Genomic DNA, 10,302 nt, shown 5'->3' with positions numbered 1-10,302 from the left:
GCCGACGATGCGGCCCGCGTAGTGGGGTGAGGAGGAGGTGGGCGATCTGGCCGAGCTCGCCGACGATGCGGCCCGCGTAGTGGGGTGAGGAGGAGGTGGGCGATCTGGCCGAGCTCGCCGACGATGCGGCCCGCGCCGACGACGCGCGTTGCCGCGCCTTCGGCGGGCTGCTGTGATGGTGGTAGACGACGCTTACCGCCGGGCCGATTGAGGAGATGTTTTCGTAGTGTCGACGCCGCTGCCGCCTCTGGTGGCGCCCGCAGACCACCTCAGTGGCGAAGAGGTGGCCCGCTACAGCCGGCACCTGATCATTCCCGGCCTGGGCCCCGACGGACAGAAGCGGCTGAAGAACGCCCGGGTGCTAGTGATCGGCGCGGGCGGGCTCGGCGCTCCGACGTTGCTCTATCTGGCGGCGGCCGGCGTCGGCACCATCGGCATCGTCGATTTCGACGTGGTGGACGAGTCGAACCTGCAGCGTCAAGTCATCCACGGGGTGGCCGATGTGGGTCGGTCCAAGGCCCGGTCGGCCCGCGACTCCATCGCCGCCATCAACCCTTTGGTCGAGGTGCGGCTGCACGAGTTCCGCCTGGACTCGAGCAACGCTGTCGAGTTGTTCGGCCACTACGACCTGATCGTGGACGGCACCGACAACTTCGCGACCCGCTATCTGGCCAACGACGCCGCGGTGCTGGCGAAAAAGCCCTATGTGTGGGGGTCGATCTACCGCTTCGAGGGTCAGGTCTCGGTGTGCTGGGAGGACGCGCCGGACGGGCGCGGACTCAACTATCGCGACCTGTACCCCGAGCCCCCGCCGGCCGGGTCCGTCCCGTCCTGCGCCGAGGGCGGTGTGCTGGGCGTCGTCTGCGCCTCCATCGCCTCGGTGATGAGCACCGAAGTGATCAAACTCATCACCGGCGTCGGCGACTCGCTGCTGGGTCGGCTGATGATCTACGACGCGCTGGCGATGACGTACCGCACCATCGCGATCCGTCGCGACCCGTCGGACCTGTCGAGGCCGACGATCACCGAGCTCGTCGATTACGAGCAGTTGTGTGGGATGGCGCCCGAGTCGCCCCACGACGCGTCGTCCATCACCCCGTATGAGCTGCGCGAGTGGCTGGACTCCGGCAAGAAGCTGGCCCTGATCGACGTGCGTGAGCCGGTGGAGTTCGACATCGTGCACATCGACGGGGCCGAGCTGATTCCGCAGTCGTCGATCATTTCCGGCGAGGGTCTGGCAAAGCTGCCGCAGGACCGCCTGCCGGTGCTGTACTGCAAGACGGGAGTGCGGTCGGCCCGGGCGCTGGCGGTGCTGCGCGAGGCCGGATTCGCCGATGCGGTGCATTTACGGGGCGGGATCGTGGCGTGGGCGCGGCAAATGCAGCCCGACATGATCATGTACTGACTCAGAACGTCTGTTGGACTCGTTAGAGTACCGGTGTGACAGTCGCGCCACCGCCGGACCATGTGCTGTCCGCGTTTGGCTTGGCCGGCGTGAAGCCCGTCTATCTGGGTGCCAGCTGGGAGGGCGGCTGGCGGTGCGGCGAAGTCGTCTTGTCGCTGGTGGCCGACAACGCGCGCGCAGCGTGGTCCGCCCGGGTCCGCGAGACCTTGTTCGTCGACGGCGTTCGGCTGGCCCGGCCGGTGCGCTCAACCGACGGGCGCTATGTCGTTTCCGGGTGGCGGGCGGACACTTTCGTGGCCGGGACGCCCGAGCCTCGCCACGACGAGGTCGTCTCCGCGGCGGTACGGCTGCACGAGGCGACGGGCAAACTGGATCGCCCCCGCTTCCTCACCCAGGGCCCCGCCGCGCCGTGGGGCGACGTCGACATCTTCATCGCCGCGGATCGTGCGGCCTGGGAGGAACGGCCGCTGGCCTCGGTGCCGCCGGGCGCCCGGGCGGCCCCTCCCGCGGCGGACGCCGAGCGATCGGTGGAGCTGCTCCAGCAACTCGCCACCTTGCGCAAGCCCACCAAGAGCCCGCACCAGCTGGTCCACGGAGACCTCTACGGCACGGTGCTCTTCGTCGGCTCGGCGGCGCCGGGGATCACCGACATCACCCCGTACTGGCGGCCCGCGTCGTGGGCGGCCGGCGTGGTCGTCGTCGATGCGCTGTCCTGGGGGGAGGCCGACGACGGCCTGATCGAGCGCTGGAACGCCCTGCCGGAATGGCCGCAGATGTTGTTGCGGGCGTTGATGTTCCGCCTCGCGGTTCACGCGCTGCATCCACGGTCGACCGCGGAGGCGTTCCCCGGTCTGGCCCGCACCGCGGCGCTGGTCCGGCTGGTGCTCTAGCGTCCGGCCGGGAACGTGTAGCGGACCTCGTTCAGTGCGATTCTGCCGTCGGTCGCCAGCACGCCCTCGGCGCGGAGCAACTCCAGCTGCCGGGTCGTCAGGTGACGCGCCGGGCGCCCGGAGGCGGTGATCACCCGGTGCCAGGGCAGGTCCGAGGAGTCGGTGCGCATGATCCAGCCGACGATGCGCGGGCTGGAAAGCCCTGCGACAGTGGCGATGTCGCCATAGGTGCAGACCTGGCCAGCCGGGATCGCGGCGACCAGTGCGCGCACCCGTTCGACCTGCTCGTCGGTCACCGGCGCCACGGTCAGCGGGCTTCCAGCAGCTCGCGGGTCAACGCGGCGACCTCGTCCGGCTTGGCGTACGGCACCATGTGGTTGCAGTCGAAATCCAGCAGCCGGAAATCCGATCCCAACCGCTGCGCCAACCCGTCGATCAGTCGGTCGGTGACGTACGGCGGGGTAGTCCGCTTGGCCCGCACCAGCACGGTCGGGGTCTTCGCCGGCGGCAGCACGGTGTCGCGGGCCAACTCGCTCCAGTACGACATCATCGCCGGCAGGCTGACCCGCCAGCCGTAGCGCCCGCCCGGCAGCGCTATCAGATGCTCGTCGATCTCGGCGTCCAACAGCGCGGGTTCCACATCGGACCAGGAGCCGTGCACCTTTTCCAGGCGCGATTCCTCGGCGTCCGGATAGTCGGGCGAGGACAGCATCGCCTCGGCGATCTCGCGCATCCATTCGCCGTCCAGCCCGACCGCCGGGTCGAGCAGCAACAGCCCCGACACCCGGTCGGGCCGCGCCGCGGCCAGATGCATCGCCAGCCCGCCGCCGAACGAGTGCCCCACGATCACCACGGGCGTGTCGGGTTGCTCGTCGAGCAGCGCGGCCAGCGCGGCGACGTTGGCGTCGATGGTCCACGGCGCGGCCCAGGACGACCGGCCGTGGCCAACCAGATCCGGTGCGGCGAAGCCGATCCCGGGCAGCAGCCCGGACAGATGCTGCCATCGCCGGCCGTGGCCGGTCAGTCCGTGCAGCGCCAGGACCCGCGCTGGACCGGACGGGCCGTAACGGTGGACATGCAACTTTGCGGTCACGCGTCGATGGTGCCAGCCGCCACTACCGACGGCGGCGGGCGGTCCTCACAGTCCATCCCGATCGTCGTCGGCGGGGACGATGTACGCCTGCTCGAGCACGTCCGCCTCATTGGCTTCCCGGTCTCCGGCGGACACGTATTCGATGTCCAGACCCGTATCGTCGTCGGAATCGACGGGCCGCAGTTGGTCCACCGCGTCGGCTTCCGGCGCCTCGTCGCCGGGAAAGCCGCGTTCGTCGTCCTGCATGGTCTTCAACCCCTCTCCACGGTCGCCGGTGCTCCGGCCTCCAGGGTAGGTGCCGGACGGGTGCGCCGAAGCGTCCGATCGTGTCCAAGGCACCAACGGGCGCGTTCGACCACCGGGTGTTGCAGGCCGCCCTCGTCGCGCGCTGCAATCTGTCGGACCCTCGTGATGTCATGCCGTCATGGCCTACACGTGGGATGCCGAAGCGCACACCGTCTTACACCCGGGTGTGCGCGGTGAACTGCGCGTTCTCGGCGGGCCCGGTACCGGCAAGAGTAGCCTGCTGATCGACGCCGCGGTGGCCCAGATCGACGCCGGGGTCAACCCGGAATCGGTTCTGCTGCTTACCGGTTCCGGCCGGCTCGGGATGGCCGAGCGCAGCGCGTTGACGACGGCGCTGCTGCGCTCGCGATCCGGCGGACCGGGCCGGGCCGCCGTCAGCGAGCCGCTGGTGCGGACCGTGCACGGGTACGCCTACGCGGTGTTGCGGCGCGCCGCCGAGCGCGCCGGCGAGGCACCCCCGCGCCTGGTCACCAGCGCCGAGCAGGACGCCATCATCCGGGAGTTGCTGGCCGGAGACCTCGAGGACGGACCGCGCGCCGCGACGGCGTGGCCGGCCCAGCTGCGGCCGGCGTTGAGCACCGCGGGCTTCGCGACCGAGCTTCGAAACCTGTTGGCGCGCTGCGCTGAACGCGGAGTGGATCCCCACGAGCTGGAGCGGCTGGGTCGTCGTTGCCGGCGGCCGGAATGGGTCGCCGCGGGCCAGTTCGCCCGCCAGTACGAGCAGGTGATGCTGCTGCGCGCGGCGGTGGGCACGGCCGCGCCGGAGGCGACCACACCCGCGCTGGGCGCCGCCGAATTGGTCGGCGCCGCACTGGAATCGTTCGCGGTGGACCCCGAGTTGCTGGCGGCGGAACGCGGCCGGCTCCACGTCTTGCTGGTCGACGACGCCCAGCAGCTCGACCCGCAGGCGGCCCGCCTTGTGCGGGTGCTCGCGGCGGGCGCCGAGCTGGCGCTGATCGCCGGGGATCCCCACCAGGCCGTATTCGGCTTCCGGGGCGGCGAACCCGCCGGGTTGCTCGGCGGTGACGCGCCCTCGGTGACGCTGACGACGTCGCATCGGTGCGCCCCGGCCGTGGCGCGCGCGGTCAGCGGTATCGCCGGCCGGTTGCCCGGCGGTGGGGGAGGTCGGCAGATCGATGGCGCCGGGGCGGGGGGTGGATCGGTCATGGTTCGTCTGGCCGCGTCGGCGCATGCCGAGGGGGCGACCATCGCCGACGCGCTGCGGCGCGCTCACCTCATCGACGGCGTGCCCTGGTCGCAGATGGCGGTGATCGTGCGGTCGGTGCCGCGGGCCGGCGCGCGATTGCCACGTGCACTGGCCGCCGCCGGTGTGCCGGTGGCCGCACCTGCGGTACCCCGGCCGCCGTCCGAGGAGCCCGCCGTGCGGGCCCTGCTCACCGTGCTGCTGGCCACCGCCGACGGGCTCGACGGGCAGCAGGCGCTGGCGTTGCTGACCGGCCCCATCGGCCGTGTCGATCCGGTTTCGCTGCGCCGGCTGCGCCGAACGCTGTTGCGCGCCAACCCCGGTCGCCACCCGAGAGATTTTCCCGACCTGTTGGCCGAGGCGCTGTCCAGGCGCGCGACGCCAGCGGCTCCGCAGTTCGCCCCGCTGCGCAGGGTCCGCGCGGTGCTGGACGCGGCGGCGCGCTCCCACCGCGCCGGTGATGACCCGCGCTACACCCTGTGGGCCGCCTGGCACCGGTCCGGGCTGCAGCGCCGCTGGCTATCGGTGAGCGAGCGCGGCGGCCCTGCCGCCACCCAGGCCACCCGGGACCTCGAGTCGGTGACCGCGTTGTTCGACATCACCGACGACTACGTGTCGCGCACGTCGGGCGCGTCGTTGCGCGGCCTGGTCGAGCACATCGCCGCGCTGGCGCTGCCGGGCGCCGCCCCCGAGCCGGTCGCCACCGTCGAGCAGGTCAGGGTGCTCAGCGCGCATGCCGCGCTGGGGCACGAATGGGATTTCGTGGTCATCGCCGGATTGCAGGATGGCTTGTGGCCCAACACCGTTCCGCGTGGCGGTGTGCTGGCCACCCAGCGGCTGCTGGACGTGCTGGACGGCGTCGACGCGAACGCCTCGGTGCGCGCGCCCCTGCTGGCCGAGGAACGCAGGCTGCTGGTGGCCGCGATGGGCCGGGCCCGGAGCCGGTTGCTGGTGACGGCCGTCGACAGTGACACCGGCGGGGCAGGTAACGAGGCCGCGCTGCCTTCGGTGTTCTTCGCCGAAATCGCGCAGTGGGCCGACGACGTCGAGAGTGCCGACGTGCCACCGGTCTCGGCGCCGCGGGTGTTGTCCGCGGCCGCGCTGGTGGGGCGGCTGCGCGGCGTGGTGTGTGCGCCCGATGGGGCGGTGGACGAGCGCGATCGCCGTTGCGCGGCGACCCAATTGGCGCGGCTGGCCAAGGCCGGCGTGCCCGGCGCCGACCCGACCGGGTGGTACGGCCTGATCCCGGTCAGCACCAGCGAACCGCTACGCGACGGTGGCGACGCAATCACCCTGACGCCGTCGACCCTGCAGACCCTCAACGACTGCCCGCTGCGCTGGCTGGCCGAGCGGCATGGCGGATCCGGCCCGCGCGAGGTGCGCTCGGCGATCGGGTCGGTGGTGCACGCCCTGATCGCCGAACCGCATAAGAGCGCCCCGGAGTTGCTGGCCGAACTCGACCGCGCCTGGAAGCATCTGCCCTTTGCGGCGCAATGGCATTCGGCCAACGAGCTGGCCCGGCACCGCGCCATGCTGGAGGCGTTCATCGAGTGGCGGGCGCAGACCCGGGGCGCGCTGACCGAAGTCGGCGTCGAGGTCGAGATCGAGGGCACCGTGGCCACCCGGGACGGCGAGGTGCGGCTGCGTGGCCGGGTCGACCGGCTGGAGCGCGACGCCGCCGGCCGGCTGGTGATCGTCGACATCAAAACCGGCAAGACACCGGTCAGCAAGGACGACGCTCAACAACACGCCCAGCTGGCCCTGTATCAGCTGGCGGTGGCCGAAGGTTTGGTCGGCAGCGGCACCGACACCGTCGAACCCGGTGGCGCGCGACTGGTGTACCTCGCCAAGACCGGGGCGTCCGGAGTGGTCGAGCGCGAACAGGATCCGCTCACCGCTGCCGGCGGCGACGAATGGCGCGACGTCATCGCGCGGGCGGCCGGCGCGACGTCTGGTCCGCAGTTCATCGCGCGGCGCAACGACGGCTGCACCCACTGCCCGGTGCGGCCGAACTGCCCGGCCCACGCCGACGGGCCGCAGCGATGACCCGGCCGCGCTACAGTCCCGCCGAATTGGCCGACGCGCTCGGGCTTTTCCCCCCGACCGACGAGCAGGCCGCCATCATCGCCGCGCCGCCGGGACCGCTGGTGGTCATCGCAGGCGCCGGCGCGGGCAAAACCGAGACCATGGCCGCGCGGGTGGTGTGGCTGGTCGCCAACGGCTACGCCGATCCCGGTCAGGTGCTCGGATTGACGTTCACGCGCAAGGCCGCCGGCCAGCTGCTGCGCCGGGTCCGGTCCCGGCTGGCCAGGTTGGCCGGAGTCGGCCTCAGCGTGCGGGTCGACGCCGGTGCCGCGGCCCTCGACGCCGAGGCCGCGCCGAGGGTCAGCACCTACCACGCCTTCGCCGGCTCGCTGCTGCGCGACTACGGGCTGCTGCTACCGGTCGAGCCCGACACCCGGCTGCTCAGCGAAACCGAGTTGTGGCAACTGGCTTTCGATGTGGTGAACGGGTATCCGGGGGAGCTGCGCACAGACAAGAGCCCCGCCGCCGTCACCTCGATGGTGTTGCGGCTGTGGGGGCGACAGGCCGAACACCTGGTGGACACCGGCCAGCTGCGCGAGACTCACGTGGAGCTGCAGCGGCTGATTCTCTCCCTGCCCGCGGGTCCGTATCAACGGGACCGCGGTCCCAGCCAATGGCTGCTGCGGCTGCTGTCCATGCAGACCGAGCGCACCGAGCTGGTGCCACTGCTCGACGCGCTCAACGACCGCATGCGCGCCGCGAAGGCGATGGACTTCGGCATGCAGATGGCCTCGGCGGCCAAGCTGGCGTCGACGTTCCCGCAAGTCGGCGTCGACCTGCGCAGCCGCTACCGGGTGGTGCTGCTCGACGAATATCAGGACACCGGCCACGCCCAACGCATCGCGCTCGCAGCACTATTCGGTGGTGGAGTCGATGACGGGCTGGCGCTCACCGCGGTCGGCGACCCCATCCAGTCGATCTACGGGTGGCGTGGCGCGTCGGCGACCAACCTGCCCCGGTTCGCCACCGACTTTCCCCGGTCCGACGGTACCCCCGCGCCGATCCTGGAGTTGCGGACCAGCTGGCGCAATCCGCCGTCAACCCTGCGGGTGGCCAACGCCATCTCCGCGGAGGCGCGGCGGCGATCGGTGGCCGTGCACGCGCTGCGCCCGCGCCCGGATGCCTCGTCCGGCAGCGTCCGCTGCGCATTGCTGCCCGATGTGGTGGCCGAGCGGGAGTGGATCGCCGGCCACCTCGAGGCGCAGTACCGGCGGGCCCGCGACGAGGGCGTGAGCCCGCCGACGGCGGCGGTGTTGGTGCGCCGCAACGCCGATGCCGCACCCATCGCGGACACGTTGCGGTCCCGCGGCATCCCCGTCGAGGTCGTCGGGCTCGCCGGGCTGCTGGCCATCCCGGAGGTCGCCGAGGTGGTCGCCATGCTGCGGCTGGTCGCCGATCCGACGGCGGGAGCGGTCGCGATGCGGGTGCTCACCGGATCGCGCTGGCGCATCGGTGCCCGCGACCTCGCGGCGCTGTGGCAACGTGCGCGCTCACTCGCCGGGCCCGCGCAGCCCGCCGAGGCATTTTCGCCCGAGTCGATCGCGAGTGCGGCCGGCCCCGACGCCGATACCGCGTGCCTGGCCGATGCGATCGCCGATCCCGGTGTGGCCGAAGCGTATTCAGCCCGGGGGTATCGGCGCATCACCGCGCTGGCCGCCGAATTGGGCGCCCTGCGCGCCCACCTCGGCCATCCACTCCCGGATCTGGTCGCCGAGGTGCGCCGGGTGCTGGGCATCGACTGCGAAGTGCGGGCCGCGGCGGGGGTGGGGGCCGGCTGGGCCGGCGCCGAGCACCTTGATGCGTTCGCCGACGTCGTCGCCGGTTACGCCGAACGCATCGACGCCGCAACCGGGCGAGCCGACGGTTCGGCGTCCACGGTGGCCGGCCTGCTGGCATACCTGGACGTCGCCGAGTCGGTCGAGAACGGTTTGGAGCCAGCGTCTCTGGCGGTCGCCCGCGACCGCGTGCAGGTACTTACCGTGCACTCCGCGAAGGGGCTGGAATGGCAGGTCGTGGCGGTGGCGCACCTGTCCGGCGGCACCTTTCCGTCGACGGCGTCGAAGAGCACCTGGCTCACCGACGCTGCCGAGCTGCCGCCGCTGCTGCGCGGCGATCGCGCGGAAATGGGTACGCTGGGCGTCCCGGTGATGGACACCTCGGACGTTACCAATCGAAAGCAGCTGTCGGACAAGATCTCCGAGCATCGCCGCCAGCTCGAACAGCGGCGCATCGACGAGGAGCGGCGGCTGTTGTATGTCGCCGTCACCCGGGCCGAGGACACCCTGCTGGTGTCCGGGCACCACTGGGGGGCCACGGGCATCAAGCCGCGCGGCCCGTCCGACTTCCTCTGCGAGATCAAGGCCGTCATCGACGACTCGTCCGCGTCCGGCAACCCCTGCGCAACGGTGGAACACTGGGCCCCCGTCCCCGTCGACGGCGAACGAAACCCGCTGCGCGACAATGTTGTCGAGGCGGTATGGCCGCCAGAACCGTTGGCGGAGCGGCGCGGCGACGTGGAGCGTGGCGCCGCGCTGGTGACGCAGGCGCTGGCGGCCGACACGACCGAGGCCGGCGTCGATGTGGAAGGCTGGGCCGCTGATGTCGACGCACTGCTGACCGAGCGCGCCCGGTCGGCACAGCCGGCGGCCCGCGGGCTGCCCGGTCAGCTGTCTGTCAGCTCCCTGGTCGGCCTGGCACGCGACCCGGCGGACGCCGCGCGGCGGCTGATGCACCGGTTGCCGTCTCGGCCCGAGCGGTATGCGTTGCTGGGCAATGCCTTTCATGCATGGGTCCAGAAATTCTACGGCGCCGAGTGCCTGTTCGAGCTCGGAGATCTGCCGGGCGCGGCGGATTCCGGCGTCGGCGACTGCGCGGAATTGGCAGCACTGCAGGATGCCTTCACCGAATCGCCTTGGGCGGCAAAGACTCCCGTTGCGGTCGAGGTGCCGTTCGAAATGCCGATCGCCGGCACGTTGATACGCGGACGCATCGACGCGGTATTCGCCGACCCCGACGGTGGGGCCACCGTGGTGGACTGGAAGACCGGTGAACCGCCGCGCGGGCCGGAGGCCATGCGGCAGGCCGCCGTTCAGCTCGCCGTGTACCGCTCGGCGTGGGCCGCGTTGGCCGGCGTCCCGGAATCCTCGGTGCGCACCGCCTTTTACTACGTGCGTGCCCGCACCACGGTGGTCCCGGAGGAGCTGCCGAGCGACGCTGAGGTCGCGGCGCTGCTGATGGGTCCCGACGGCGACCGTCGCGTGCGGGGTGACCTGCGCCGCCCGAGTAGGGGGGAGGCTGTGGCCGTGGTTACATAAGACCC

7 protein-coding genes are annotated in these 10,302 nt (G+C 71.7%); 4 read left to right on the top strand and 3 right to left on the bottom strand.

The window, feature by feature from the left end:
* Window positions 1–226 precede the first annotated feature (226 nt).
* Together moeZ and OQ789_RS22405 are read left to right on the top strand one after the other, a co-directional pair.
* On the top strand, window positions 227–1,405 hold the full coding sequence (gene moeZ / locus OQ789_RS22410) for an adenylyltransferase/sulfurtransferase MoeZ (RefSeq protein ID WP_324688365.1): 1,179 nt from the start codon (window positions 227–229) through the stop codon (window positions 1,403–1,405).
* A gap of 35 nt (window positions 1,406–1,440) precedes the next feature.
* The gene (locus OQ789_RS22405) at window positions 1,441–2,295 is read left to right on the top strand and encodes a TIGR02569 family protein (protein WP_324688364.1); all 855 of its coding nucleotides are present in this window, start codon (window positions 1,441–1,443) and stop codon (window positions 2,293–2,295) included.
* Here the strand turns inward: OQ789_RS22405 and OQ789_RS22400 are convergent.
* Genes OQ789_RS22400 through OQ789_RS22390 form a run of 3 tightly spaced genes read right to left on the bottom strand, consistent with a single transcriptional unit; the run spans window position 2,292 to window position 3,634 of the window.
* A complete protein-coding gene (locus OQ789_RS22400) occupies window positions 2,292–2,600 on the bottom strand; it encodes an MGMT family protein (protein ID WP_324688363.1) in 309 nt (102 codons plus the stop codon). The genes OQ789_RS22405 and OQ789_RS22400 overlap by 4 nt on opposite strands.
* Window positions 2,601–2,602: 2 nt before the next feature.
* Entirely contained in the window at window positions 2,603–3,388 is a 786-nt protein-coding gene (locus OQ789_RS22395; RefSeq protein ID WP_324688362.1) for an alpha/beta hydrolase, read from the bottom strand.
* 45 nt (window positions 3,389–3,433) lie between these two features.
* Window positions 3,434–3,634 (bottom strand): hypothetical protein, encoded by a 201-nt coding sequence (locus tag OQ789_RS22390; RefSeq protein WP_324688400.1) that lies wholly within the window; start codon window positions 3,632–3,634, stop codon window positions 3,434–3,436.
* A 178-nt stretch (window positions 3,635–3,812) separates the two neighbouring features.
* Between OQ789_RS22390 and OQ789_RS22385 the strand changes: the two genes are divergently transcribed.
* Together OQ789_RS22385 and OQ789_RS22380 are read left to right on the top strand one after the other, a co-directional pair.
* Complete coding sequence (locus OQ789_RS22385; protein ID WP_324688361.1) at window positions 3,813–6,944, top strand: ATP-dependent DNA helicase; 3,132 nt, start codon at window positions 3,813–3,815, stop codon at window positions 6,942–6,944.
* Window positions 6,941–10,297, top strand: coding sequence for an ATP-dependent DNA helicase (locus tag OQ789_RS22380; protein ID WP_324688360.1), 3,357 nt, complete (start codon window positions 6,941–6,943; stop codon window positions 10,295–10,297). Before OQ789_RS22385 ends, OQ789_RS22380 begins: the two co-directional genes overlap by 4 nt.
* The last annotated feature ends 5 nt before the right edge of the window (window positions 10,298–10,302 follow it).

The organism is Mycobacterium sp. 94-17, from assembly GCF_035617725.1.
GTDB lineage: Bacteria > Actinomycetota > Actinomycetes > Mycobacteriales > Mycobacteriaceae > Mycobacterium.
Note: the sequence above shows the minus strand (reverse complement) of the source record. Positions and strands in the feature narration are given on the sequence as shown.